Source organism: Haladaptatus pallidirubidus (assembly GCF_020700235.1).
GTDB lineage: Archaea > Halobacteriota > Halobacteria > Halobacteriales > Haladaptataceae > Haladaptatus > Haladaptatus pallidirubidus.
This window is the reverse complement of record NZ_CP085301.1, coordinates 3,277,119-3,301,711: the sequence shown is the minus strand read 5'-3', so window position 1 is coordinate 3,301,711 and position 24,593 is coordinate 3,277,119. Positions and strand designations below refer to the sequence as shown.

General features: G+C 60.5%; 24 protein-coding genes and 1 pseudogene. 17 read left to right on the top strand and 8 right to left on the bottom strand.

The annotated features are described in order from the left end of the window. Nucleotides 1–62: 62 nt before the first annotated feature. The 5 genes and pseudogenes from LIX15_RS17750 to LIX15_RS17725 all read left to right on the top strand — a co-directional run bounded on the left by LIX15_RS17750 (nt 63) and on the right by LIX15_RS17725 (nt 6,088). Nucleotides 63–2,168 carry a hypothetical protein gene (locus LIX15_RS17750; RefSeq protein WP_227774691.1) on the top strand — a complete coding sequence of 702 codons (2,106 nt, stop codon included), beginning with the start codon at nt 63–65 and terminating at the stop codon, nt 2,166–2,168. Nucleotides 2,169–2,208: 40 nt separating this feature from the next. Beyond that, nucleotides 2,209–3,015: pseudogene (gene folP / locus LIX15_RS17745) on the top strand (dihydropteroate synthase); the annotation flags it as partial. Nucleotides 3,016–3,035: 20 nt separating this feature from the next. Beyond that, a complete protein-coding gene (locus tag LIX15_RS17740) occupies nt 3,036–3,725 on the top strand; it encodes a 6-hydroxymethylpterin diphosphokinase MptE-like protein (protein WP_227774687.1) in 690 nt (229 codons plus the stop codon). Nucleotides 3,726–3,842: 117 nt separating this feature from the next. Then, entirely contained in the window at nt 3,843–5,252 is a 1,410-nt protein-coding gene (locus LIX15_RS17735; RefSeq protein WP_227774686.1) for an FAD-binding oxidoreductase, read from the top strand. 209 nt (nt 5,253–5,461) lie between these two features. Beyond that, on the top strand, nt 5,462–6,088 hold the full coding sequence (locus LIX15_RS17725) for a class I SAM-dependent methyltransferase (RefSeq protein WP_227774682.1): 627 nt from the start codon (nt 5,462–5,464) through the stop codon (nt 6,086–6,088). A 23-nt stretch (nt 6,089–6,111) separates the two neighbouring features. Here the strand turns inward: LIX15_RS17725 and LIX15_RS17720 are convergent, their stop codons facing one another. Then, nucleotides 6,112–7,830, bottom strand: coding sequence for a thiamine pyrophosphate-binding protein (locus LIX15_RS17720; protein WP_227774680.1), 1,719 nt, complete (start codon nt 7,828–7,830; stop codon nt 6,112–6,114). 164 nt (nt 7,831–7,994) lie between these two features. Between LIX15_RS17720 and LIX15_RS17715 the strand changes: the two genes are divergently transcribed. From LIX15_RS17715 to LIX15_RS17705, 3 genes are read left to right on the top strand one after another with little or no spacing between them, the layout of a single operon-like run. Beyond that, the gene (locus LIX15_RS17715; RefSeq protein WP_227774678.1) at nt 7,995–8,984 is read left to right on the top strand and encodes a DMT family transporter; all 990 of its coding nucleotides are present in this window, start codon (nt 7,995–7,997) and stop codon (nt 8,982–8,984) included. Nucleotides 8,985–9,036: 52 nt separating this feature from the next. After that, nucleotides 9,037–9,180, top strand: coding sequence for a hypothetical protein (locus tag LIX15_RS17710; protein WP_227774675.1), 144 nt, complete (start codon nt 9,037–9,039; stop codon nt 9,178–9,180). After that, a complete protein-coding gene (locus tag LIX15_RS17705; protein ID WP_227774673.1) occupies nt 9,180–9,410 on the top strand; it encodes a hypothetical protein in 231 nt (76 codons plus the stop codon). Before LIX15_RS17710 ends, LIX15_RS17705 begins: the two co-directional genes overlap by 1 nt. A gap of 17 nt (nt 9,411–9,427) precedes the next feature. On the opposite strand, the gene LIX15_RS17700 is transcribed toward LIX15_RS17705, so the two are convergent. The 4 genes from LIX15_RS17700 to LIX15_RS17685 form a co-directional block, all read right to left on the bottom strand. Beyond that, nucleotides 9,428–9,844, bottom strand: a complete 417-nt coding sequence (locus tag LIX15_RS17700; protein ID WP_227774671.1) for a luciferase domain-containing protein — start codon at nt 9,842–9,844, stop codon at nt 9,428–9,430. Nucleotides 9,845–9,863: 19 nt separating this feature from the next. After that, nucleotides 9,864–10,184 (bottom strand): 2Fe-2S iron-sulfur cluster-binding protein, encoded by a 321-nt coding sequence (locus LIX15_RS17695; RefSeq protein WP_227774669.1) that lies wholly within the window; start codon nt 10,182–10,184, stop codon nt 9,864–9,866. Nucleotides 10,185–10,433: 249 nt separating this feature from the next. Then, entirely contained in the window at nt 10,434–11,441 is a 1,008-nt protein-coding gene (locus LIX15_RS17690) for a TIGR04024 family LLM class F420-dependent oxidoreductase (RefSeq protein ID WP_227774667.1), read from the bottom strand. Between the two features lie 661 nt (nt 11,442–12,102). Further along, nucleotides 12,103–12,882 carry an SDR family NAD(P)-dependent oxidoreductase gene (locus LIX15_RS17685; RefSeq protein ID WP_227774665.1) on the bottom strand — a complete coding sequence of 260 codons (780 nt, stop codon included), beginning with the start codon at nt 12,880–12,882 and terminating at the stop codon, nt 12,103–12,105. Nucleotides 12,883–13,102: 220 nt separating this feature from the next. On the opposite strand from LIX15_RS17685, the gene LIX15_RS17680 reads away from it, so the two are divergent. From LIX15_RS17680 to LIX15_RS17665, 4 genes are all read left to right on the top strand, one after another. Then, entirely contained in the window at nt 13,103–14,185 is a 1,083-nt protein-coding gene (locus tag LIX15_RS17680) for a putative sulfate/molybdate transporter (protein WP_227774664.1), read from the top strand. A gap of 25 nt (nt 14,186–14,210) precedes the next feature. Further along, nucleotides 14,211–15,398: an alpha-hydroxy-acid oxidizing protein gene (locus LIX15_RS17675; protein ID WP_227774662.1), complete on the top strand. Its 1,188-nt coding sequence runs from the start codon at nt 14,211–14,213 to the stop codon at nt 15,396–15,398. Nucleotides 15,399–15,463: 65 nt separating this feature from the next. Beyond that, entirely contained in the window at nt 15,464–16,423 is a 960-nt protein-coding gene (locus LIX15_RS17670) for a PrsW family intramembrane metalloprotease (RefSeq protein ID WP_227774660.1), read from the top strand. Between the two features lie 71 nt (nt 16,424–16,494). Beyond that, nucleotides 16,495–17,568 carry a YihY/virulence factor BrkB family protein gene (locus LIX15_RS17665; protein WP_227774657.1) on the top strand — a complete coding sequence of 358 codons (1,074 nt, stop codon included), beginning with the start codon at nt 16,495–16,497 and terminating at the stop codon, nt 17,566–17,568. A gap of 28 nt (nt 17,569–17,596) precedes the next feature. Here LIX15_RS17665 and LIX15_RS17660 read toward each other — a convergent pair whose 3' ends face one another. Beyond that, nucleotides 17,597–19,150, bottom strand: a complete 1,554-nt coding sequence (locus LIX15_RS17660; RefSeq protein WP_227774656.1) for a long-chain-fatty-acid--CoA ligase — start codon at nt 19,148–19,150, stop codon at nt 17,597–17,599. Between the two features lie 158 nt (nt 19,151–19,308). On the opposite strand from LIX15_RS17660, the gene LIX15_RS17655 reads away from it, so the two are divergent. The 3 genes from LIX15_RS17655 to sod all read left to right on the top strand — a co-directional run bounded on the left by LIX15_RS17655 (nt 19,309) and on the right by sod (nt 22,232). Further along, entirely contained in the window at nt 19,309–20,721 is a 1,413-nt protein-coding gene (locus LIX15_RS17655) for a cryptochrome/photolyase family protein (RefSeq protein WP_227774654.1), read from the top strand. 181 nt (nt 20,722–20,902) lie between these two features. Next, nucleotides 20,903–21,502: a superoxide dismutase gene (locus tag LIX15_RS17650; protein WP_227774653.1), complete on the top strand. Its 600-nt coding sequence runs from the start codon at nt 20,903–20,905 to the stop codon at nt 21,500–21,502. Nucleotides 21,503–21,620: 118 nt separating this feature from the next. Further along, nucleotides 21,621–22,232: a superoxide dismutase [Mn] gene (sod, locus tag LIX15_RS17645; RefSeq protein WP_227774652.1), complete on the top strand. Its 612-nt coding sequence runs from the start codon at nt 21,621–21,623 to the stop codon at nt 22,230–22,232. A 62-nt stretch (nt 22,233–22,294) separates the two neighbouring features. Here sod and LIX15_RS17640 read toward each other — a convergent pair whose 3' ends face one another. Then, nucleotides 22,295–22,738: a DUF7522 family protein gene (locus tag LIX15_RS17640; protein WP_390184536.1), complete on the bottom strand. Its 444-nt coding sequence runs from the start codon at nt 22,736–22,738 to the stop codon at nt 22,295–22,297. Between the two features lie 142 nt (nt 22,739–22,880). Between LIX15_RS17640 and LIX15_RS17635 the strand changes: the two genes are divergently transcribed. Together LIX15_RS17635 and LIX15_RS17630 are read left to right on the top strand one after the other, a co-directional pair. Next, nucleotides 22,881–23,147, top strand: a complete 267-nt coding sequence (locus LIX15_RS17635) for a DUF5827 family protein (RefSeq protein WP_227774650.1) — start codon at nt 22,881–22,883, stop codon at nt 23,145–23,147. After that, entirely contained in the window at nt 23,144–23,932 is a 789-nt protein-coding gene (locus tag LIX15_RS17630; protein ID WP_227774648.1) for an ATPase, read from the top strand. The genes LIX15_RS17635 and LIX15_RS17630 overlap by 4 nt, the downstream gene beginning before the upstream one ends. A gap of 24 nt (nt 23,933–23,956) precedes the next feature. Here the strand turns inward: LIX15_RS17630 and LIX15_RS17625 are convergent, their stop codons facing one another. Continuing rightward, nucleotides 23,957–24,535: an MBL fold metallo-hydrolase gene (locus LIX15_RS17625; protein WP_227774647.1), complete on the bottom strand. Its 579-nt coding sequence runs from the start codon at nt 24,533–24,535 to the stop codon at nt 23,957–23,959. Nucleotides 24,536–24,593 lie beyond the last annotated feature (58 nt).

Sequence of the window (24,593 nt, the reverse complement as noted above, 5' to 3'; positions counted from 1 at the left end):
GCGACAAGACTCGTCCGAGGTGATTTCCGGGCACGACCGCCAAGCGACGAAGTGGGTTCGATATGGCTGATTCGATTTTCCCCTCCGGTGAAGAGACATCGTCTGTTCCGGTGTTCAATACGATTTCGAACCCGTCGGGCGCTGAGGTTTACGATCCGATAGAGAAGGTTCGGTTCGAATTACATACGCCGGAACCCGTTTCGATACATCCCGCGAGTACGGACGAGTTTCCGTTTCCGATGGATTCTGCGGTTCGTTTTTCGACGACGAGGATTCGCCTGCCAAAGCGCGTTGAAGTCAACTTCTGGAGCGGAAAGAATATCGTCGAGCATTTCAGTCCGGACGGGGGTTCTCTCTCGATACCTGATAGAAAATACTATCTAACGTTTGGAACTGCACCAATAAAACTCTACATCGACGTGGAATCCGCTGTGGATATGACGTGCAGAGGTGGGAATACGATAATAGATTTCGAGAGGGAACAGTCGGTACGAGTCGCCGCACGGTCACTGCATCGACGGCCTTCGGACGTAATTACCGTTACCGAGGATGTTCGAGACGTAATGCGGGCGGTGTCGTCGTTCGGGTCGGCGCTGAAAACGACGAGTCCGGAGCGGTCGTTTCCCACCCTTCGGGACCATCCACCGCTCGTCGAATCGGGAAACGAATTCTCGGTTCCGAAATCAGTCGAACGTCCCGATACGGGAATCGAAATCGAAGTTCCACAAGAGTATGCGTCAGTATATGCGGTGACGCCGCTCGCGTTTTATCTCGGTGCGAAAGTCGTCCCCGGGCGCGTCCCTCGGCTTGTTACTGATGATTTCGAATATTCACTCACGGGGTCTGCTGATTTCGAACAGACGGTCGCTGATACGCTCCAGCAGGTGTTCTTTCTCGACTGCGTAACACGAACCGAGGGGTACTACGATTTCACCATACAGTCATGCCAGACGGTGAAAGAACGGCTCGATATCGACTTTGCCGATTTGTACGACTCCTCACTTACAGAGCAACTCACGACATATCTCTCCATTCCGTCAGAGATACTCGAACCACACATGCCACAGTGGCATCTGACGACCGATGTAGTGCCAACACTCGGAAACGCCGAAATTCTCCCCTTCGTTGCGGATGACCTCTCGCTCGTTCGGTGCCCGGCAGAACCGACGGGAAAATCACTTCGTCCACAACCTCCTGCAATCGCAGAATTTTGTCGAACTACATCGATGGACGGGGAGTCGGACCCATCGAGTGAGTTGGTTGTAGAGCCTACACCGACAAACACCATGGAGCATGCGTGGGTTGGTAAGGGATGTCCACTCGGAAGTAATAAACTCACAGTTGACTCTCGGCGGCGACGTATCGAACAAGAGCCCGCTGAGCAGCCAAATATTCGGATTCAGGTCGTCTGCAACGACGAGGGAATGAAGGCAGAGGGAGCGGTGGAAGAGATGTACGGATTTCGTGACCTCGTAGAGTACGACGTTGATATTGAGTACGATCTGACAACCGATGAACTTCGCAAGATGCTACGCGAACCTATCGACTTTCTTCACTACATCGGTCATGTTGACCATCAAGGGATTCAGTGCACAAACGGTACACTCGACACGACGGCGCTCGAAACTATTGGTGTACGAATGTTCTTACTCAATGCCTGCCGGTCGTACAAACAGGGAAAGGCATTGATCGAAAAAGGAAGCCAAGCAGGAATTGTTACCGTCTCGGATGTGTCGAACAGAAGTGCAACGAAAGTTGGACAGTCGTTAGCGCGTTTACTCAATGCTGGGTTTTCTCTTCGTTCTGCTTTACCGATTGCGCAGAAACAAACGCTATTCGGTCACCAATATCTTATTATCGGTGACGGCGGTGCAACAATATGCCAATCTCCTTCCGGATTCGGCACACATCTAAAAATAATTCCGAAGAGTAAAGGCAAATATACTGTTGAGATATATACTTATCTCGTTCCCACACATAGTGCCGGAACAATATATAATTCATACCACAAAGAATCATATACTTCGTATTTGTCCCCAGGATATATTGACTCCGTCAAAATGGCCGCGGATGAACTTGATCAATATTTGAACAGACAACAGTATGTTATCGAATATGACGGCGATATCTATTGGAGCGACGACATCTCCGCCAGCGACCTCACCTGAAAGGGCCGCCTTTTATTCGTTCACTGCGCTGAGTTCGAGTATGCAGAACGTTTCCGCCGGAGGGCTAGAAATCGGCCCGGCGCATCCGCCCCGAATCATGGGCGTACTGAACGTTAGCGAGGAGTCCCCCTACGACCCGAGCGTCTACGACGACCCGGTAGACGCCGCCGAATACGTCGATTCGGAACTCATCGGCGAGGGTGCCGACATCGTCGATGTCGGACTGGAATCGGCGAACAAGCGGTTCGAAGTGCTCACCGCGAACGAAGAACTCGACCGTCTCGACGCCGCAGTCGAAACCGTCGAGCACGCGGGCGACGCGGTGTTTTCCATCGAAACGCGCTACGCCGAGGTCGCGGACGAAGCCCTCTCACGGGGATTCGACATGGTAAACGACATCTGCGGCTTCGCCGACCCGGAGATGGTGTCGGTGTGCGAACGCCACGACGCCGCCGTCGTGAAGATGGCCAGTCCGCCGGATTTGCAACGCCCCGGCGCGATAGCGCGCGTGGACGACATCTACGACGCGTTGGCGCGCGAACCGCTGACCGACAAAACCATCCTCGACCCGGCGTTCGGGGGCTGGAGCGAAGAGAAAACGCTGGCGGATGACCGGGAAACGTTCGACCGACTCGGCGAACTGCGCCGATTCGAACGACCGATTCTCGTCTCCATCAACAGGAAGAATTTCCTCGGCGAAGTCGTGGAGAGGGACACCGAAGACCGCCTGCCTGCAAGCCTCGCGGCGACGGCGCTGGCGGTCGAACGCGGTGCCGACGTGATTCGAACGCACGACGTGAAAGAAACGCTCGATGCCGCGATAATCGGCCACGAGTTCGGACGCGAGGGAGCGGGCGAGTAGGTCGCATGAAATTCACCGACTGGGAACCCGTGTACGCGAAAATTCTCGATGACTTCGGATTTCCTAAAGAAGACGACGAACGCGCCCGCGACGCGCTGGCAGACCTCGCAAAACCGTTCGACCATTCCCGGTTCGACGCCCTCGCCGGGAAAACGGTCGCCATCGCGGGAGCGGGACCGCCGCTCGCCGACGAACTCGACAAAGCGAGCGACGCGGATGCAGTATTCTCGGCCTCGACCGCCACCGACGTTCTTCTCGACGCCGGAATCGACGTGGACTGCATGGTTACCGACCTCGACAAAAATCCGGGAACGGCGCGTACATTGACCGAACAGGGGATTCCGGTTTCCGCACACGCTCACGGGGACAACATCCCGGCAATCCGAAAATTCGTGCCGACGTTCAACGTGAACCACGTGCTAGCGACGACGCAAGCCGAACCGCGCGGTTCCGTCGAGAATTTCGGCGGATTCACCGACGGCGATCGGGCCGCGTTTCTGGCCGACCATTTCGGGGCGGAAAAACTCGTCTTCCTCGGGTGGGATTTCGATGATCCTGCCGTAGATGCGATGAAACGCCGGAAGCTACGGTGGGCGGAGCGACTGCTGTATTGGCTGGAACGGCGGCGTGGCGAGCGGTTTTCGGTGCTCGACGGTCGGCGCGAGAGAATCGAGATGAGTTGGATACCAAAGTAGTACGGCGTGTTTTCGGAGAGAAAAAGGAGTCGGACGCTGACATGTAACGACCTGGAGAGCGAATTTTGCGTTCACAGGTCGAACAGATTTATTTCGTACTACGCCGTGTGGTATCGCATGACTTACGACTGTTCGTTTCTCCGCGACCTACCGCTCGGCGAGAGCCAAATTTCGTTCGGTGACTCCCATCGTTCCGGGCACGCGGGAGATTGGGGCACGCCCGAAGCCGAACAAGTTCGCCCGGACGCGGTCGTCTGGCCGGAATCGACTGCGGACGTTTCGGCGGTGCTCTCCGCCGCGGACGAACGTGCCGTTCCCGTCACGCCCTACGCCGCGGGGACGAGTCTCGAAGGGAACTCCACCCCCTCGCGCGGCGGAATCAGCCTCGATACAACGCGAATGGACGCCGTGCTGGCGGTTCGCTCGGACGATTTTCAAATCGACGTGGAACCGGGAGTCCTCGGAAAAATCGTGGACGAGACGGTCGCAAAACACGGTCTCTTTTTTCCGCCGCTTCCGTCGTCGGGCGACATCTCCACGGTTGGCGGGATGATAGCGAACGACGCCAGCGGGATGAAAACCGTGAAATACGGTGAAGTGAGCGATTGGGTACTAGAACTCGAAGCGGTACTGGCAGACGGGTCGGTCATTACGGCGGGAAGCAAGGCAGTCAAAACTTCCAGCGGGTACAACCTGAAAGACCTCATCGTCGGCAGCGAGGGAACGTTGGCGGTCGTGACGCGGGCAACACTCGAACTCGCCGGTTTGCCGGAACAGATTCGCGGCGGTCGGGCGCTCTTCGAGTCGATTTCCGACGCCGTGGAGGCGGTTTCCGACGCGGTTCGCTCCGGAGTTGACGTGGCGACCATCGAGCTCGTGGACGGAACGAGCGCGACGATGGCGAACGCCTACACCGGGTCATCGCTTCCCGACGCTCCGATGGTGTTCGTGGAGTTCCACGCGAACCACGGCATCGAGGAGGAAATCGAGTTCTGTCGGTCCGTGTTTGAGGCGAACGATGTGACTCAATTCGAGGTCGCCAGGGGCGACGACATGGACGGCCTGTGGCAGGCGCGTCGAGAACTCGCCTTCGCGGTGCAGGCCTACGATCCGGAACTGTCGCCGCTCCATCCCGGCGACGTGACGGTGCCCATCAGCCGCTATCCGGAGATGGTTCGGCTCGTTTCCCGACTCGCCGACGAACACGACCTGCTGATTCCCTGCTTCGGCCACGCCGGGGATGGTAACCTTCACTACTCCGTGCTGGTGGACGAATCGGACGAAAGCCAAGTCGCGCGGGCGAAAGATGTACAGACGAAAATCGTCGAACGAGCAATCGAAGTCGGCGGCACCTGCACGGGCGAACACGGAATCGGACGCGGAAAGCGCGAATATCTGGAACTGGAACACGGCGCGGAAAGCGTCGAAACCATGCGCCGGATAAAACGCGCTCTCGACCCGAACGACACGCTGAATCCGGGGAAGGTGTTCCCTGAAACGGTCGGCGGCGGGCGGATGCGCGACTGACCGTCTGTCGGCGTTAACCGTCGATTTCGGTATCACACACCGGACAGACGTGCGTTCCGTGACGGTCGTTTTTCGACCCAGTCCAGCCACATTCGGGACACAGAAGCAGGTTCGACATCGCTCCCACTTCGTCGTCCAGCAAGTTAAGAGTGGTTCCGACCCGCGCCGCTACCAGCGGGACTTTACGGCCAGAGGCACCAGTTGTTCGAATGGAACCGAACGAAGTCCGAGAGACGTGGGCGGAGCGGTCGGGGGAGTACTCGCCGGACTACTACGCCTACTACGGGCCGAACGAGACGAGCGAGACGATTCGCGCCCGCTTCGACGCGCGCTTCGGTTCGGACGCGACCATCTTGGAACTCGGATGCAGTTCGGGCAGACATCTCTCTCATCTCCTCGAAAACGGCTACGAAAACCTGTCCGGCATCGAAATCAACGACGAGGCGTTCGAGGTGATGGCCGACGCCTATCCCGACCTCGCAGAGCGGGGGACGTTCTACCACGACGCGATAGAGAACGTCGTGAAGGGCTTCGAAGACGGGCGGTTCGACGCCGTGTTTTCGGTGGAAACGCTCCAACACCTCCATTCCGACGACGAGTGGGTGTTTGAGGAACTGGCCCGGATTACCGACGACCTGCTCATCACGGTGGAAAACGAGGGGGGCGACGCCACCGACGAACGCGACACGGATTCGACGGAACTCGGCGTGAACTACGTCAACGACGAATTTCCGCTCTACTACCGGAACTGGAACCGAATTTTCACCGACCTCGGCCTCGCCGAGATCGATTCCGAACGGGGAGAACAGGACACGATTCGGGTGTTTCGAAAGTGAACGACTGAGATTCCAACGGAATCTCAGTCGTGAACCAACACATCAACCACGCTCGGCCCGTCCTCGGCGAGTGCCCGTTCCAGCGTCTCCGCCATCTCGTCGGGCGACTCCACGAGATAGCCTTTCGCACCGTGGCTCTCGGCATTTTTCGGAATATCGACTGGCGGGTCGAAATCCATCCCGACGAACTCGTGGTCGTCGTCCTCCCCGCCGAACAGCCCGATGGTGTTGTCCTTCAGGATGCGGTAATTTCGGTTGTCGGAGACGACGACGGTCACGTCCACGTCGTACCGGGCCGCCGAGTAGAGCGAGTGCGGGTAGTAGAGATACGAACCATCGCCGATGAAACCGACGACCTGTCTGGGGTCGTCTTTCTCGGCTTCGGCCATCCCCGCGCCGACGGCGGCGGGCAGGCCGTAGCCCAGCCCGCCGCCTTTGTTCGAGATGTAGCCCTCGCGCTCGAAGGCCCAGCGCGTGAGCATGGCGTACTTCGAGGTGACACCCTCGTCCACGATGTAGGGATTCGAGGCGGTGGCGCGCAGGGTATCCACGAGTTCGGCTTTCGAAGCGCGTCGGTCGGCGACGTTCGATTCGTCTTCGGCGTCTTCTGGCCTCGATTCATCCTCTCCCATCTCGGCCATCTTCTGCCGTGCGAAGGTCTTGAACTGCTGGACGCGCTCCAATCGCTCGTCCAACGCCTCTTCTCCGATTTCGACCTGTTCTGCGATTGCGTCCATCACGAGTCCGAGGTCTCCCGTCACCGCAACGTCGGCGGGCGCGTTTTTCCCGACCTGCCACGGTTCGTCGTTCAGGTCGATAATCGTCGCGCGATCGGGGATGAGGTCGCGGTCGTGACGGGTCAGCGTCGTGTTCGTCGAACAGCCCGCGAAGACGACCGCGTCGCTGTTCATCACCGCCGCCGCGAGGTTTTCGTCCGGCGGGATGTGGGAGACCCACTGGTCGTGTTCTCCGGGGAAGGAAACTTCGCAGGTCAGGATTTCGGCGTGGACGCGCGCACCCGTCGCCTCCGCCAGTCGAACCGCCGCGTCAACCGGGTCGGTGTCCGAATAGGCACCGTGGCGAGGGATGTGGTCGCCGACGACGAGGACCGGGTCGTCCGCCTCCGCGAGCAGATTCGCGGCCTCCGCAATCCCCCCCGGGTCGCCAGCGCCCGGGTTCTGAATCCTGCCGAGTCGCTGTGGGTCCGCGTCGGTTTCGGTCATCATCACGTCTAGCGGGAGGGAGAGGAACACCGGCCCCGTCGGCGGCGTTTGAGCCACGCGAAACGCTCGGCGGAGCATCGTCGGGAGCGCGGACACGTCGGTCACTTCCGCGCTCCACTTCGTGAACTGGTCGGTCATGGCGAGCAAGTCACCCGAGAGGATAGGTTCCTCGTGGCGGAAATCGAGGCTGTGCGCCCCTGCAGTCACCACGAGCGGAGCGCCCGTCACCGACGCGCCGTAGAGGTTTCCAAGCCCGTGGGCGACGCCCGGCGCGACGTGGAGGTTGACGACGCCGACGGGACAGTTTTTATTCGCATCGTACTGCCGGGTGGTGGCATAGCCCGCAGCCATTCCGACCGCGATGTCCTCGTGGGGGGCGAGGACGTACTCCAATTCGCTATCACCCAGTGCGCGCATGACGGGCAGTTCCGTCGTTCCGGGGTTGCCGAAGACGTACCGAACGCCGTAAGATTCGACTGCTTCGGTGAACAAATCCGCCCCCGTGCGTGTATCTGCCATGGGTGTGACTGAACGCGAGACGCTAAACCGTTTCCGGGGACGAGTTCCTCATCATATTTGATGCGTGTGACTGTGTGAATTGGTACACTGTTTCCGAGAATTTTGAAGTGTCACAAGCTGTTAGACGTACTCCACACCTGCGAAGGAGTGTCCGATAAAATCTCATGAATCTGTCACGCTATCGAAATACGGTTCTGTTCGTCCTGCTGTCGGTTATTTGGGGGTCGTCGTTCGTCGCCATCGAAGCCGGTCTGCGCACCTTCCCGCCCGTGCTGTTCGCGGCGCTCCGGTACGACGTCGCCAGCGTCGTGATGCTGGTCGTCGTGGCCGGACTCGGTTCCCGACAGAAGAGCTATCAGTGGCGACCGGCGACGCGCACCGATTGGCTCTACGTCTCCATCGGTGGCATCTTCATCTTCGGTCTCTACCTCGCGCTCGTCTTCGTCGGCCAGCAGTACGTCACCAGCGGCGTCGCCGCGGTCGTCCTGAGTTTGAAACCGGTCGTCACGCCGTTGTTCGCGGTGACGCTTCTCCCGAACGAACGCTTTGGTCGGTTCCAAATCGCGGGCGTGCTGGTCGCATTGCTCGGCGTCATCGTCGTCGCCAACCCGACTTCGCTCGGTGGCGGAACCGTCGGCGTCGGCCTGCTGTTCGTCGCCGCGCTCGTCTTCGCTGTCGCGTCGGTGCTAACACAGAAAATTCAGACGACGCTCCCGACGCTCACCCAGCAGGCGTGGATGATGGTCGTCGGGGCGCTGTTCCTCCACGCGACGAGCGCCGCGATTCGCGGGGTGCCGAGCGTTTCGCCGTCTCCCACTGCACTCGTCTCGCTCGCCTACCTCGCCTTCGTCGCCAGCATCGTCGGCTATTTCGTCTACTTCGACCTGCTGGAGCGAATCGGTGCCAGCGAGGCGAACCTCGTGAACTACGTCGTTCCCGTGGTCGCCACCCTGTTCGGCTGGCTCCTGCTCGGCGAACCGATAACCGAAAACACGATACTCGGTTTCCTCGTCATCGTCGCGGGATTCGTCCTGTTAAAATGGGCGACGCTGAAACGCGGCGTCGTCGCGGTTCGCAGGCCGTCACGGTCGCTTCCGGGCGCGTCCTCGTCCGAAACCGTGGTCGTTTCGGGAAATGTCTACTATCGCCGATAGGTGTTGATAGTTCGCCCGAACCTACAAGTCGAACAGCGTTGACACGACTTGCATGGCCATCTGTCCGAACTGCGACGCCGACATCACCGACTGGGCACAGCGACTCGAACGCGCGGCCGCGGCCAGCACGCCGAAGGTTTGGACGTGTCCGGACTGCGACGCGGTTCTCGGCATCACGGATTGGGGGTCGTCGTAATGTCGATTTCGGGCTGGCGACGACGCGAGGATTTGGAAGGTGGCAAGCAGATACGAGTCTGGCTAAGCGATGGCGACGACGTGGAGTTGTACGTCGAAAATCTGACTTATCGCGGCGATGGCTATGCAGTCTACGCCTACGACGTGGACGCCGATGAGTGGAACACCATCGCGGAAACCGATTCCAGAGCGACTGCCGTCGAAAAAGCGACCGAGTGGGCGAAGAGCTGAAAAATAAACAACAGAATCTACAGAACCGCCCGCAGTTCCTCGCTCGGTTCGAGGTTTGCGAGTTCGCTCTCCACGTCGAGCGACGTGGGTGCAGCTTTACCCGCATTTTTCGCCGACTTCTGCACGATTTTCGCGTGGCTCAGGTACGACAGCCGCAGTAACCAGAGCGCGTCGTCGAGGGTTCCCGTCTCCCCGACGCGGAACGTCGTCCACCCCGATTCGGGATAGATGTGGTGCGCCCCGGTTTTTCCCTCGTCTACCAACTGGTCGCGCACTCGTCGCGGAAACGCGATGTCGAGGATACCCCACTCGTGGACGTGGCCGACTTCCCGGGGGCCGAGACGAAATTCTGTCCCGCCGAATCGGTGCGCCTTCGCCTCGATTCCGTCCCAACTCGACACCTCGGCGACGATTCGGTCGATCTCGTTAGTCATTTACTCTCACTTGTCTCAATCATTCTTTCACCTTCTGTCCCCAGAACCCGCCGTACTTTTCTACCTCCACATCGCCGATAACGCGGGTCTGACAGGAAAGCCGAAGCCCCGATTCGGGGTCGTGCGGCGGTTTCGAAAGACGACTCCGTTCTCTTGCGTTTCGGTCGCTCACTTCGCCGTCAACGTCCACCGCGCAGGTTCCGCAGACGCCGTTTCCGCGGCAGTTCAGGTAGTCGGCCGAGCCATTGTGCGGCGTCTCACCGGCATCGAGAAGCACGTTTCTGAGCACTGCACCTTCTTCGCAGTCGATTTCCCGTCCGCGAAATCGAACGATTGACATACCGTGCTAGTTGTTCGCAGACGACTTTGCTCTTTCCGCGGACGAAAGAGCAGACGAGGTTACGTGCAAAACGAGAATCGAAGGGCAAGGCTGAGGAGGCCTACCGCCGGAGGCCTCTTCCACAGTCGTCACCGCGACCGTCATCGAATGACGGTAGCTCGAGAGGCACCCATCGAATGGGCGCGAAGGGAGAAGTGCCCCGTTACCCCCAGTTCCCGATTCGCCCGTCCGAAAAATGTGCCTGCGGCCTTACTCGTTGGGCGCTAACGCAGCCATCGTCTCCCGAGCATCCTCGACCGTCGCACCGCGCGGGAAGCCGACCGCGACCGCATCGACGCCGTCGATGTCGGCGAATTTTTCGAGCTCCTCGCGGGCGCGTTCGGGCGTCCCCGCGGCACAGAGATCGTCCAGTAGGTCGTCGCCGACGAGTTCGGTCGCTCGTTCCTTATCGCCACTGCCCCACGCCGAGGAGATGTCGTTGGCGAGTTCTTCGTAGCCCTGTCGAGCCAGCGAATCGCGGTAGTAAGTTCCCATCCCGCCGACATAGAAGGCGGAGTGCTGACGGGCGAGTTTTCGAGCGCGCTCGCCGTCTTCCGACGCACAACAGGTCAACGAGAGCGTCACCCGAACGTCGTCCGGGTCGCGGTCGCCGAGCTCGACACCGCGACGGAGATCTTCCAGTCTGTCGCGCAGTCCGTCCGGGGTGAAAACGGTCGCGTGCCACCCGTCAGCGAATCGCCCCGCCAATTCCACGGACTTCGGCCCCATCCCGGCGGCGTCGATTGGTGGCGGAGTTTCGGGCGGTTCACAGCGCAGTCGGAAACCGGCCAGCGTGAAACAGTCGCCGTCGTAGTTCACCGTCTCGCCCGCAAGCACCTTTCTGACGATGTCGATGGTTTCGCGGGTGCGCCGGAGCGGGCGGTCGAACGCCGCGCCGTGCCAGCCCTGGATAACGACCGGCCCGCTCGGACCGAGACCGATTCGCATTCGACCGTCCGAGACTTCTTGGAGGGTGGCCGCGGTCTGGCCGACGAGCGCGGGCGACCGCGAGTAGACGTTCAGAATCGACGGGCCGAGGCCGATTTCCTCGGTTCCGAGGGCCATCGCGGTTAGACTCGTCACCGCGTCCCGACCCCACGTTTCGGGAAGCCAGGCGCGTTCGTAGCCCAACTGTTCGGCCTGTTGGGTCAGGTCGACGAGGGTTTCGACGCTCGGTTGTGCCGCGACCGGAAGGTGAACCGTTCTCTCTGCGGACATTCGTAGTTGCTGATTTTTTCGTGTAGGTTCCTATCAGTATCGGTGTTTCGAAACGTGGGGTTTTCTGAGCGAGTCGAGTGCTAGGCGATTTCGATTGTACCGCAACAAGGGCAACAGCGAGTCATTCGAACAGTTCTGGAAGTGTTGTCAGCAGTTGCCGTCAACACGTGACCGCCTCCGCACCGCCACTGTCCCCGCTCCTCCCCGCCAGCGCGGGATGACGCTCACGCCTCACTGACGTTCGGCACTCACGGCTTCGTCGTTCGCCAGCGAGGCGACCGTGTCGCCTCGTCCCGTTCGCGCGAACGCGCTGGCGCACCCTTCCGGGTGGTCAATCATCCACAGTGAACCGGCTATTCGTCCGGGCGACAGGACACGCCGCATACGAGGTGACACTGTCACCTCGGATAGCGAACGGTGAAACTGTGAGCAGTCAGGGCTGAGCCATCACGGCGAAGCCCCGACTCGTCGCGGGGTGGCCCAACGGTCGGAGCATCCGCCCGCGCGCGGAGGTGATTTTCATCGGAGTCCCGAATTGCTGACGAGGCGAATCGGCTTGAAAATCGCAGCCACCACGACCTAACTTCGGGAGTAGACGAACGAGGACAAACGAAAATCGACGACCAATCGCAAATCACCCCCAATCCTCGTATCGACCCTCTCAGAGTTCGGGGGATTCCATAATGTCTGGCACGCCCGCCGCGGTAATCGTCTCGCCGACGACGTAGGACGAGGCCGGACTGGCTAAAAACTGAACCACGTCGGCGATTTCCTCGCTCAATCCGACTCGACGCTCGACATCCTCGCGCGCCACGTCCTCCGCGCTGATTCCCATCTGGGATTCCAGTCCCTCGGTGGCGACGAATCCGGGAGCGACGCAGTTCACCCGAACGCCTGACTCGGCCCATTCGAACGCCAGCGAGCGCGTGAGGTTGATGACTCCGGCTTTCGCCGAGCCGTAGTGGCTCATGTACGGCGACCCCTGTTGGCCAGCCACGCTGGCGACGTTGATGACCGACCCGCCGCTTCCCGACCCTTCGGAATCTTCCTTCAGCGCTTCGCCCGCCGACTGGGTGCAGTGGTAGGTTCCTGTGAGGTTAATGTCCAGAATCTTCGCCCACCCGTTCGTGCTGATGTCGTCGAACCCCGCCATGAAACTCGCTCCGGCGTTGTTCACCAGCACGTCGAGGCCGCCGAACTCGGCGACGGTCGCGGAAACGAGCGCATCGACCGCCTCGCGGTCGGTAACGTCGCACTCGACCGCGAGGGCGCTTTCGCCGATTTCCTCTGCTACAGGATCGACGTTTTCCTGCTCGCGCGAGCAGACCACGACGTTCGCTCCGTCGTCCGCGAACCGTTCCGCGACGACCCTGCCGATTCCGCTTGACGCCCCGGTTACGATTGCCGTCTTTCCGGCAACTGTGAACTGATCAGTAGTCATCGCTGCCCGCCTCCCGCGTACGCTTCGAACATAGCTGTCAGTAACCTATCCAAAACGAAAACACTTGCCGTGCCGGAAATCCAATCGTTGATTCGAAATCGGCGATGGAAACGAAACCATCCGCCGGCTCGAAACCGCTATCGGTTTCGAATCGCTCGGATGGTAGCCGGAATCCGTTTCTCAGTAAACCTATGTCGGTTGCGTCCGTGAATTCCTCCAAATGGCCGAAGCCGCGTTCGGGGACGACCGGCGGTTTGAACTCACGGTCGGGGAACTGACCGGTGCGGTCGGCGACTCGGTAACCGTCCTGCCGGTCGTCGTGGCGGTGGCCGCGCTCACCGACTTAGACCTCGCCGTTCTCCTCCTCGGATTCGCCGTCTTTCAGGTCGTCTGGGGCGTTCGCTACGGTCTGCCGATGTCCGTCGAACCGATGAAGGCGCTTGCGGCGCTGGCAATCGCGGGTGCGCTGACGGGCGACGAACTCCTCGCCGCCGGCCTCCTCGCCGGTGGCATCCTTCTCGCTCTCGGCACGACGGGAACCCTCGGGCGACTCGCAGAACGCGTCGGCGAACCGATCGTTCGCGGGATTCAGGTGGCGGTCGCGCTCCTCCTCGCCGAGACGGGCGTCGGACTCGTTCTCTCCGCACCGATACTCGCAGGGGTCGCGCTCGGCGTTGCAATCGTCGTCGCCGGAGCGGGCTATCGGAAATCCGGCGCGCTCGTGATTCTCGCGCTCGGGTTCGCACTCGCCGGGTTCCGCGTCGGACTGCCGACGGCGAACGTCCCGGCGATTTCCGTCGCCCTCCCTCGCGCCCCGGAGCTCGATTCGGGCGTCCTTTCGGCGACCGCCGGGCAGTTGGCCATGACGGTCGGAAACGCGGCGGTCGCGACCTCGCTCCTCTTTTCCGATCTGCTCGACGCCGAGGTTTCTCCGGACGAACTGGCGACCAGCATGGGCGTGATGAACCTCCTCGCGGTGCCGTTCGGCGCGATTCCGATGTGCCACGGAAGCGGTGGCGTCGCCGGGAAGTACACCTTCGGCGCGCGAACCGCCACCGCGAATCTCGTTCTCGGCTGTCTGTACGCCCTCGCGGCGGTTTTCGCTGTGCATCTCGTTTCGGCGTTCCCGCTCTCGGTGTTGGGCGTCGTCCTCCTCCTCGTCGCGGTCGAACTCGGGCGCGCGGGACTTCGAACCGACGACCGTTCGCTGGCGGTCGGAATCGGACTTCTCGGACTGCTCACGAACGTCGGAATTGCCTTCGTCATCGGCGTTCTCGCCTGGTGGCTCCGGAAAAAGGTATAATTGTTGTGAACCTATCATCTATTGCATGAGCGATCCTTCGGAACCCTACGGCCCGAATCGGCAGCGAGAAGTGTACGCTGGCGGGATGCTCGCCGACCAAACGCCGGAACTACCCACGTCGCACGAGAAACTCGCCGAACTCGCCCGCGAATCGCTCTCGCCGGAAGCCCACGCTTACGTTGCGGGGTCGGCGGGCGCAGAAAGCACGAAGGACGAAAATCGCCGGGCGTTCGACCGGTGGCGTATCGTTCCCCGAATGCTTCGGGACGTGGAAGAGCGCGACTTGTCGGTCGAACTGTTCGGGCGAGAACTTCCGGTTCCTCTCTTACTTGCCCCCATCGGCGTCCAGTCCATCATCCACGAGGAGGGCGAACTCGCTACCGCGCGGGCCGCCGCGGATGTGGACGTTCCGCTCGTTCTGAGTTCGGCATCGTCGGAAACAATGGAGGATGTGGCCGACGAACTCGACGACGCCCTCGGTTGGTTCCAACTCTATTGGAGCACCGACCGCGACGTGACAGCGAGTTTCCTCCGACGGGCGGAAGAGGCGGGGTTCGAAGCCATCGTCGTCACGCTGGATACGCCGATTATGGGTTGGCGGGAACGCGACGTGAAACACGCCTATCTCCCCTTCCTCGACCGGGAGGGCGTGGCGAATTACTTCAGCGATCCCGCGTTTCGAGAGTCACTGGACGCGCCGCTGGAGGACGACCCGAACGCCGCAGTGTGGCGGTTCACCGAAATTTTCGGCGACCCGAGCCTCACGTGGGACGACCTCGATTTCCTCCGCGAGCACACCGATCTACCAATCGTGCTGAAGGGCATCCTCCACCCGGAGGACGCCCGGAAGGCGGTCGAACGGGGCGTGGACGGTCTCGTCGTTTCGAACCACGGCGGACGGCAAGTTGACGGCGCGATTGGCGCGCTCTCCGCCCTCCCGGATGTCGTTGACGAAGTCGATGACGAGGTTCCCGTGCTGTTCGACAGCGGCGTCCGCCGGGGAGCGGACGCCTTCCGGGCGATTGCCTTCGGTGCGGACGCGGTTCTACTCGGACGACCCTACGTGTACGGTCTCGCAATCGACGGCGAAGCGGGCGTTCGGGAAGTCCTTCGGAACTTCCTCGCCGACCTCGATTTGACGCTCGCGCTCTCCGGCCACGATTCGTTTTCGACCGTGGACCGAAGCGCGTTGGTCGAATCCGACACCACGTAATCGTCCGTAGTGATACCTCACCGACCGCAACAACCGATTTGCATCTGGCGCACGTAGCGTCCGTGATGGACGAACCCGAGAACAGAATCGAGAGTCGAGAGGACTCCTACGACATCGAATCGTGGGAGCCGCGAACGAGGACCGACCGACTCGCGCTCCGCCTCTACCGACTGCTCGCGGGGACAACTCGTGGACTGACAGTCGTCGTCGCGCTGACGTTCGTCGTCGTCGAACTCGCACTGGTGGGTGCGACGGTCGTCGAACGCCCACTGCTCGGGGTGTTTTCCTTCCTGTCCGTGATTCCCGCGCTCCTGCTCGCAGGGTACATCTGGCGGGCCGATCCGACCGAACGGGAACCGCTCCCGACGCTCGTCGTCACGTTCCTCCTCGGCGTCGTGTTCGCGGCGTTCGCCGCGATTATTAACACGGTCGGCGCGTCCGTGCTGTCGGGGTTCGGAGTCGGCGTCCTCGCCATTGTTCCATTTTTCTTCCTCATCGTCGGACCGGTCGAGGAAACCGTCAAATGGCTCGCGGTTCGATTTCACGCCTACAGAACGCCGCATTTTCAAACCGCGGTCGATGGCGCGGTGTACGGCGCGATGGCCGGGCTCGGCTTTGCGACCATCGAAAACCTCACCTACGTCGTGGGGTCGGTGGAGATGAACGGCGGGGTCGGAACTGCGGTTACGGTTTCGGGGGTCGCGGTGACGCGGGCAATCGTCGGGCCGAACCACGTTCTCTGGGCGGCGATCTCGGGCTACTACCTCGGACTGGCGAAGATCGTCCCCGCCAACCGCGGGCCGATAATCGTCAAGGGAATCGCTATACCCGCCATTCTTCACGGCTTTTACAACTCGACGGCGGGAGTCGTCACCGAAACGCTGGCGTCGGTTGTGGGCGGCGATGCGCTGTTTTGGTTGCTCGTCTACGTCCTCGTCTTTGCGGGGCTCGTCGGCGGCTATCTGTTCCAAAAGATTCGACGAGCGCGAGAGTATTACGAGGGCCAGATTCGGTTGGGATGGTAGGGAATCGTTCCGTCGCCGGTACGAGTTCGACCGGCCACACCTATCTTTAGGGTTCTCGTTGACGGGGTCCCATGACCAGCCTCGACGGAGTTGTGACGACCGGGAAGCGGGTCGCCTCCGACTTTTCGGAGAAGAACGTGACCCTCTTGGCGGCGGGCATCGCCTACAACGCGTTCGTCTCGCTCGTGCCGATACTACTGCTCCTCCTCCTCGTTGCCACCGTTGTCGGCGGCGGACTTGAAAACAGAATCATCGACGTTGCGAACAGTTCGCTCCCGAAGCCGATTGCGAACGTCATCGCGCAGGTGTTCGAGGGCGGAACGGCCGCGACCGGTGCCTCGTTCATCGGACTCGTCGTTCTCGTTTGGGGGTCGCTGAAGATATTCCGCGGGCTCGACACCGCCTTTTCGGAGATTTACGACACGGAATCGGAGAACTCCCTCACTGACCAGTTGAAAGATGCGGCTGTCGTTCTCGTCGGACTCACGGTGGCCATCATCGCCACGGTCGCCGCCAGCGCCGTGTTCAGCGCGTTCTCGGATACGATTCCGTATCTCGGATTGCTGACGCCGCTGGTGCTCGTTACAGGCCTGATTATCGCGTTTTTCCCAATGTACTACCTGTTTCCCGACGCAGAACTCGATTGGAAACAAGTCATCCCCGGAACCGTCTTTGCGGCGGTCGGATGGGCCGGGCTGCAGGCGCTCTTTCAGGTGTATCTGACGTTCAAAGGTGACGGCTCCGCCAGCCTCTTCGGCGGCGTCATCGTCGTTATCACGTGGCTCTACTTCTCCGGACTCGTCCTTCTCCTGGGCGCGGTTATCAACTCCGTTATCGGCGGGCACACCGCCAGCGTTCCCGGGACGACCGACGGGAGCACGACGAACGACCACGTCGAACGCGAAGCGTCCCTGAGCCGCGACGAGCTTGCGACGTACCTTCGCTCCCTCCGCGAGGAGCTCACCGGTCGCTACGAGGGGATGCGACCATCAGAAACGGGAGATGCCGACAGACTCCCCAAACCGACCGGAAAAATAGAACTGGTCGAACGACCGTCATTTTCGGACCACGAATCGGAGTGGACGGTGACGCTTCGCTGGCAGACGGACGAGGACACAGCGGAACCTGTCGCGACCGAAAAGTAACGTCCCCGTTCTGTCTATTCGCGCGGAACTATCCCTGTTCGACCAATTCGAACTTCTGTACCTTTCCGGTCGTCGTCCGCGGCAGTTCCTCCACGAACGCGACTTCTCGCGGATGCTTGTACGCCGCGAGCTTGTCCAGACAGAACTCCTGAATCTCGTCGACCGTGATGTCCGCGTCGGGAACCGGGACGACGAAGGCTTTCACCGTCTCGTTCCGGCGGTCGTCGGGAATCCCGACCACCGCCGCATCGGCTACGGCCTCGTGTTCGAAGAGGAGTTCTTCGACTTCCCGCGGGTAGACGTTGTAGCCCGCGGTGTTTATCATGTGTTTCTTGCGGTCAACGACGTAGAAAAAGCCGTCTTCGTCCCAGTAACCGATGTCGCCGGTGTGAAACCAGCGTCTTTCGTCTGCTTCGGTGAACGCCGCGTCGGTGGCGTCCGGGAGTCCGGCGTAGCCTTGCATCACGTTCGGCCCGGCGACGACAATTTCACCCGTTACGTCGTCCAACTCCGCATCGCCTTCCGCAAGCGGCCCCTCGGCGACGGGCGGTTGTTCTTCGAACTCCCCGTTCACGACGCGGGCGCTGACGCCCTGAATCGTGGTTCCGATACTGCCGACTCGTCGGCCGTCCTCGGGGGTGTTGAAATGCGTGACCGGACTCGTCTCGGTCAGGCCGTAGCCCTCGTAAATTTTCGCGTCGTACAGTTCCTCGAACCGCCGGAGCACTTCGATGGGAATGCCGCCCCCGCCGACCCCGGCAAGTCGCAGGGACGACAGGTCGAACTCCGCTGCGTTCGGCTGATTTATCACGTCGTTGTACATCGCGGGCACGCCGTGCATTATCGTCAGTTCGGCATCCTCGACCACGGAGAGGGCCTGCTGTGCATCCCACGTCGGCAGGGGATAGAACGCTCCGCCGCGGAACAGAGTTCCGTTCATACAGACTGTCATGCCGTAGATGTGGAACAGCGGGAGCACGCCCAACAGGGAGTCGTCGGTTCCGATTCCGCCGGGAACCAGTTCCGCGGAGGCCTCCGCATTCGACGTGAGGTTTTCGTGCGTGAGTTCCACACCTTTCGGGGTGCCTGTCGTTCCGCTTGTGTACGGTTGCACCGCGAGGTCGTCGTCCGCCCTCTCCGCGATTTCGCCGTCGCCCTCGGCGAGGAAGTCGCCGAAGAAAATGCCGCCCTCCGTGCCGAGCGTGACGACGTGTTCGACATCCGTCTCATCCCGAACCTCCTCCACGAAGGGGACGAGGTCGGGGAGCGTCACGACGACTTTCGCGCCGCTGTCCGCGAGCAGGTGGCTGATTTCGCGCGCTCGGTACTGCGGATTCATCGGAACCACGACGCCGCCGGCCATGAGCGTCCCGTGGAACGCGACGACGAACTGCGGAACGTTCGGCAGGTAGACGGCGACTCGGTCGTCCTCGCCGACGTCACGCTCCGCGAGTCCGCCAGCGAAGCCGCTGATCTGTGCCCACAGGTCTTCGTAGGTCAGCGTCTGGTCGTCGGTGACGATGGCCGGTTCGTCCGGGTGGTCAGAAACCGTGTTGGCAACAGACGCGATAAGATTTACCATGGTGGTTTGTAACGAGGACTACTGTCATAAAACCTCACTGAAAATCGTGCGCGGAACTGGCGTTCGGAAACGGTGTAACTGTCGTGCTGAACTGCTGTCCGGGGCGAACCCCACAAATTGGGTTCGCCGCTTAAGGGGCTGCTCGTCGTTCGCCCACCATGAATCTTCACTGGCATCGTCGCGACCTTCGGGTCGAAGACAACCGGGCGCTCTCGTCGGGCGACCCCGTCGTTCCTGTGTTCGTCTTCGACCGCGAGGTACTCGGACACGCCGCCCCGCCGCGCGTCTCGTATATGCTCTCGGCACTCGAATCGCTCCGCGAGTCGTACCGCAAACGAGGTGGCGACTTACTGGTCGCTCACGGCGACCCGCGGGAGGAGCTTCCACGAATCGCGGCGGAACTCGGCGCCGAACGAGTGGTCTGGAATCGCGATTACTCCGGGCTGGCAAAACGCCGTGATGCCGAAGTACGGGATGCGCTGGACGAGGACGGAATCGTTTGCCAAAGCTTCCACGATTCCCTGCTCCACACCCCCGGAAGCATCACGACGAATCAAGGCGACTACTACTCGGTTTTCACTTACTTCTGGAAGAAATGGCGCGACCGGGGGAAGGGCGAGTCGTTCGGCGCACCGGGGAAAGTCGTTGACGTTGGTGAGATGGAAGTGGCAGAACTCACCGACGTGGAAAGCGGCGACTTGCCGACCCTCGCCGACCTTGGCTTCGAGGAACCGGTAGCCGAGATTCCCCCGGCGGGGGCGGAAACCGCCCGGGAACTCCTTGCCGCGTTCTGCGATGGCGACGTGTACTCCTACGACGAGAAGCGCGATTACCCGGCTCAGGAATGTACTTCTCGCCTCTCTCCGCATCTCAAGTTCGGTACCATCGGAATTCGTGAGGTATGGGAGACGACGGAGCAGGCGAAGAACGACGCCCAAACCGAGGCAGACGCAGATTCCGTCGATGGCTTCCAGCGCCAACTCGCGTGGCGCGATTTCTACGCGCACGTTCTCGACAACCGGCCCGACGTGGTCGTGGAGAACTACAAGGACTATCAGTACGACATCGCGTGGCGCGACGACCCCGAGGGCGTGCAAGCGTGGAAGGACGGGGAAACGGGCTACCCTATCGTGGACGCCGGAATGCGCCAACTACGCGAGGAGGCGTGGGTTCACAACCGCGTCCGGATGATTGTCGCCACCTTCCTAACGAAAGACTTGCTCGTGGATTGGCGCGAGGGATACGACTGGTACCGCCAAAAGTTGGCCGACCACGACACTGCAAACGACAACGGCGGGTGGCAGTGGGCCGCCTCGACCGGGACGGACGCCCAACCCTATTTCCGGATTTTCAACCCGATGACGCAGGGCGAACGGTTCGATTCTGACGCGGAGTACATCAAACGGTTCGTTCCGGAACTGCAAGACGTTCCCTCGAAGAAGATTCACGAGTGGAACGACCTGGACGAAGCGGAGCGCACCGACCTCGCACCCGACTACCCTGCCCCCATCGTAGACCATTCGGAACGGCGTGAAGATGCGATTTCGATGTTCGAAAACGCGAAAGGATAGTTCGGGAGTAGAGAATAATAGCGAACAGTGTTATTTCGAAATTTTCACGAGAGTTGGGCGGGCCTGGTGGTTCGCGAAAATTCCATCGCAAATTTGCTCACCAGATACGTCTCAAACGCTCCCGCTGTCGTTTGCCTCAACACTTAACACGACCACCGTTGACCAGTTGACGGGGGTTATTATGGCAACCTACGAACTACCGGAGTTACCGTACGACTACGACGCACTGGAACCGGCGATAGACGCGCGAATCATGGAACTGCACCACGACAAACACCACCAAGGGTACGTCGATGGAGCGAACGCGGCGCTCGACAAACTGGAGCAGATGCGCGAAAACGACGAGTGGGGGGACGTGAAGGGAGTCGAACGTAACCTCGCGTTCAACCTCTCGGGACACATCAACCACAGCGTCTTCTGGGAGAACATGTCCCCGGATGGCGGCGGCGAACCCGGCGGCGACCTCGCCGACGCGATCGACGAGCATTTCGGCGGCTTCGACCAGTTCAAGAGCCACTTTTCGGCGGCGGCGAAGGGCGTCGAAGGCTCCGGATGGGGGATGTTACTGTACGACTTCGTGGCGGACAAACCCATCGTAACCATGGTCGAGAACCACCAGAATCAGAGTCCGATGGGCGAACCCCTGCTCGTGCTGGACGTGTGGGAACACGCCTACTACCTCCAGTACGAGAACAACCGGGGCGAGTACGTGGACAACTTCTGGGACGTGGTGAACTGGGACGACGTGGCGGAGCGATTCGACGCGGCGCAAAGCATGTAATCGCCGCAAACCGCCGCAAAGGGGTCTTTTTTGCCGGAATATCGTGCCATGTGTTAGCGAACTTCTCCTCAAGGTTTAACAGCGAGTGGTGAGATGTATTTGACGGAGGTATACACATATGCCAGAACAATCGAACGCGGAACTGCCACCGCTTCCGTACGACTACGACGCGCTGGAACCCCACATCTCCGAGCAGGTGCTCGAATGGCACCACGACACGCACCATCAGGGCTACGTAAACGGCCTCAACAGTGCCGAGGAAACCCTCGCGGAGAACCGCGAATCCGGCGACTACTCCAGCACCGCGGGTGCGCTGGGTAATGTCACCCATAACGGCTGTGGACACTACCTCCACACCCTCTTCTGGGACAACATGGATCCGAACGGTGGCGGCGAACCCGAGGGCGAACTCGCCGACCGCATCGAGGAGGACTTCGGTTCCTACGAGGGTTGGAAGGGCGAGTTCGAGGCTGCCGCGAGCGCCGCAGGTGGCTGGGCGCTTCTCGTGTACGACCCGGTCGCAAAACAGCTTCGCAATGTCAAAGTTGACAAACACGACCAGGGTGCACTCTGGGGTAGCCACCCGATTCTCGCGCTCGACGTGTGGGAACACTCCTACTACTACGACTACGGTCCAGACCGCGGCGACTTCATCGACAACTTCTTCGAGGTCGTCGATTGGGACGAGGTTGCCGACCAGTACGAAAACGTCGCGCCGCGGTTCGAATAACGGGCCAAATCAACCGATATTTTTCGCGCGGAAAATCCACGAGCGACTGCTGTAGCGAACTGTTATCTGTTCCAACGTTCGGATTCCGTCGCTGCTACCGTCGGCACGTCGTAGCCGGACGCGATGTCGGTGACGTGCCGAAAGAGCGATTCGTAGTCGTGACCGCTCGGTTGGAGGTCGAGGCTGGCGAACACTCCCACGTTTCGTTCGTCGTCCGCGAAGAACATCCGAAACTGTTCGAAATCGTCGAATCCCCGAACCGTGTACTGATAGGACGCGTAGTACAACTGGTCGTAGGTGTCTCGAGTGACGAACCCGAATCGCTCGTTATCGACGAACTTCGAGACATCTATCTCATCGAGTTTGTCCGCGACGTCGTCGCGGAGATACAGCATTTCGAAATCAGATTGGTCGAACAGCCAGATGTCTCGTAATTTTTCGCCGCCAAATTCGGCAAATGCCGATACGAGCGCTGCTTTCGTCTCGCTCACCTGCTCCTCGCGCATGTCATCCATTATCTTGAACGCTCTATTATAAAAACTCGGTTATATTTATTAATTTTTATATTTACAAATATATGTAAGAATATTTTCGGTAGCTCACCGTCGATTCGTGAGGTTTTACGCCGGTAGGGACGTACTCCCACGTATGCCGAAACCGAAGGACGATTTCGAGCAGTTGTATCCCTGCGATTTCTACCAACCGGACGAACTGCTCGACGGCGACACGATGTACAGCGTGTACGAAATTGCGCGACTACTGCAAGGACTCGATCCCGACGCCGAAATCGGCGTCGAGACGGAAGATATTCTGCTCGATTGGGCGATTCCGTGGGTCATGGTCAACGCGGACGAGCTCGTCGTCGCGGAACCGCCGAGCGACGACGAACCCGGCTACTACGGCCTGAAGACATGACGATTCTCGTCGCGGGAAGCGACCGAGTGGATGCGGGCAAAACGACGTTCACGGTCGGATTGCTTTCACACCTCGACGCCGTCGGGTTCAAACCACGCGCTGGCAACGATCTCTGGTTCGACCACGACGACGCCATGACGGCCATCTCCGAGGGAAGACTCTACGGCAAGGATTCGGTCCGGCTCGCGGACGCGAGCGCGGGCGACCACGCCCCAGAAGACGTGAATCCGGTTCACCGACTTTGGTGGCCCGCACCGGGGAAGGGAAAAGGTCTGCTCGGCCAGACTCACCGCGAATTTCTCGTCGACCGCGTCGGCGGGGGATTCGTCGTCAACGGAACGACCGACCTTCCGGAAATCGTCCGCGAAAATCTTCCGTTGTCCGACGCGGTCACCGTCGAATCGATTTCGGAACTGAACGACCAAACCGAACGTCGCTATCTTCCCCACTTTCACGCGCTGGCGGAGCGAATCGGCGGAGAAAACCCCGCCGTCGTGGAATCCTACAGCGACATCGCCCGACCGATTCAGGGTATCGAATTCGACACCGTTGCCGTGGTCGAACCCCGCAGACTCCGAGTATACGACGGCGCGCGCTACGCGAAAGCGTGCGAAGTTGCGGACAACAGTGCCCGGGACGGGTCGCTCGAGAAGCGCGTCGAAGACGTGGTGAGCCTGCTCGATCCCAGGGAAACACGCGCGCTCGAACCACTGACGAAGGCGGAGCGCGCCGAGCCGGAAAAAACCGCGGCGGTGTACGAGCGCGCGTACGAAGCGCTTCGATAGGGATTTTGAGTTCCGATTATTCTCTTAGTACATCCGCGCTGCCTTCCCCGCGAGTTCGATGTCGTGGTACGGATTCGTCGTGACACTCGGCCCGTGGCCGGTGTGCATCTCTTTTAATTCCTCGTCCGTCACGACGGCCACGCGATCGATGCTCTTGATGAGCGCCTCTCGGTCACCCTCTTCGAGGTCGGTTCGTCCGAAACTCCCGTTCTGGAAGATGAGGTCGCCGGCGAACAGAATTCCCGCCGATTCCGCGTAGAAACAGAGGTGGTCGTTTTTGTGCCCCGGCGTATGGAGCGCGAGGTAGTCGTCGTCGCCGAGCGTCACCGTCTGTTCGTCCTCGATTGCGACGTCCACGCCGGACTGCCGAGTGTCGAATCCGTACGCCTCCACGTCGAAGGCGTCCTTCACGGATTGCAGGTTGCCGACGTGATCGGGGTGCGTGTGCGTGAGGACGACTGCGTCCAAGCCGTCCACCAGGGTTTCGACTTCGCCGACGGCGTCGAAATTCGCACCCGTATCGACTAGCACGCGCCGCTCGCCGGTTACGAGAAACGCGTTGCTGGTGAACGATTGGACGCCCGCCGCGATGTTTCGAATCATGGGTGGTCGTGTGGCCGTACAACGAGGGTGGATTTCCGGTTTTCGTTCCGTTCTCTCT

What these genes read in the sequence shown, in the direction of transcription:
- LIX15_RS17750 (WP_227774691.1), top strand. Translation starts at nt 63, where the DNA reads ATGGCTGATTCGATTTTCCCCTCCGGTGAAGAGACATCGTCTGTTCCG.
- LIX15_RS17740 (WP_227774687.1), top strand. Translation starts at nt 3,036, where the DNA reads ATGAAATTCACCGACTGGGAACCCGTGTACGCGAAAATTCTCGATGAC.
- LIX15_RS17735 (WP_227774686.1), top strand. Translation starts at nt 3,843, where the DNA reads ATGACTTACGACTGTTCGTTTCTCCGCGACCTACCGCTCGGCGAGAGC.
- LIX15_RS17725 (WP_227774682.1), top strand. Translation starts at nt 5,462, where the DNA reads ATGGAACCGAACGAAGTCCGAGAGACGTGGGCGGAGCGGTCGGGGGAG.
- LIX15_RS17720 (WP_227774680.1), bottom strand. Translation starts at nt 7,830, where the DNA reads ATGGCAGATACACGCACGGGGGCGGATTTGTTCACCGAAGCAGTCGAA.
- LIX15_RS17715 (WP_227774678.1), top strand. Translation starts at nt 7,995, where the DNA reads ATGAATCTGTCACGCTATCGAAATACGGTTCTGTTCGTCCTGCTGTCG.
- LIX15_RS17710 (WP_227774675.1), top strand. Translation starts at nt 9,037, where the DNA reads ATGGCCATCTGTCCGAACTGCGACGCCGACATCACCGACTGGGCACAG.
- LIX15_RS17705 (WP_227774673.1), top strand. Translation starts at nt 9,180, where the DNA reads ATGTCGATTTCGGGCTGGCGACGACGCGAGGATTTGGAAGGTGGCAAG.
- LIX15_RS17700 (WP_227774671.1), bottom strand. Translation starts at nt 9,844, where the DNA reads ATGACTAACGAGATCGACCGAATCGTCGCCGAGGTGTCGAGTTGGGAC.
- LIX15_RS17695 (WP_227774669.1), bottom strand. Translation starts at nt 10,184, where the DNA reads ATGTCAATCGTTCGATTTCGCGGACGGGAAATCGACTGCGAAGAAGGT.
- LIX15_RS17690 (WP_227774667.1), bottom strand. Translation starts at nt 11,441, where the DNA reads ATGTCCGCAGAGAGAACGGTTCACCTTCCGGTCGCGGCACAACCGAGC.
- LIX15_RS17685 (WP_227774665.1), bottom strand. Translation starts at nt 12,882, where the DNA reads ATGACTACTGATCAGTTCACAGTTGCCGGAAAGACGGCAATCGTAACC.
- LIX15_RS17680 (WP_227774664.1), top strand. Translation starts at nt 13,103, where the DNA reads ATGGCCGAAGCCGCGTTCGGGGACGACCGGCGGTTTGAACTCACGGTC.
- LIX15_RS17675 (WP_227774662.1), top strand. Translation starts at nt 14,211, where the DNA reads ATGAGCGATCCTTCGGAACCCTACGGCCCGAATCGGCAGCGAGAAGTG.
- LIX15_RS17670 (WP_227774660.1), top strand. Translation starts at nt 15,464, where the DNA reads ATGGACGAACCCGAGAACAGAATCGAGAGTCGAGAGGACTCCTACGAC.
- LIX15_RS17665 (WP_227774657.1), top strand. Translation starts at nt 16,495, where the DNA reads ATGACCAGCCTCGACGGAGTTGTGACGACCGGGAAGCGGGTCGCCTCC.
- LIX15_RS17660 (WP_227774656.1), bottom strand. Translation starts at nt 19,150, where the DNA reads ATGGTAAATCTTATCGCGTCTGTTGCCAACACGGTTTCTGACCACCCG.
- LIX15_RS17655 (WP_227774654.1), top strand. Translation starts at nt 19,309, where the DNA reads ATGAATCTTCACTGGCATCGTCGCGACCTTCGGGTCGAAGACAACCGG.
- LIX15_RS17650 (WP_227774653.1), top strand. Translation starts at nt 20,903, where the DNA reads ATGGCAACCTACGAACTACCGGAGTTACCGTACGACTACGACGCACTG.
- sod (WP_227774652.1), top strand. Translation starts at nt 21,621, where the DNA reads ATGCCAGAACAATCGAACGCGGAACTGCCACCGCTTCCGTACGACTAC.
- LIX15_RS17640 (WP_390184536.1), bottom strand. Translation starts at nt 22,738, where the DNA reads ATGCGCGAGGAGCAGGTGAGCGAGACGAAAGCAGCGCTCGTATCGGCA.
- LIX15_RS17635 (WP_227774650.1), top strand. Translation starts at nt 22,881, where the DNA reads ATGCCGAAACCGAAGGACGATTTCGAGCAGTTGTATCCCTGCGATTTC.
- LIX15_RS17630 (WP_227774648.1), top strand. Translation starts at nt 23,144, where the DNA reads ATGACGATTCTCGTCGCGGGAAGCGACCGAGTGGATGCGGGCAAAACG.
- LIX15_RS17625 (WP_227774647.1), bottom strand. Translation starts at nt 24,535, where the DNA reads ATGATTCGAAACATCGCGGCGGGCGTCCAATCGTTCACCAGCAACGCG.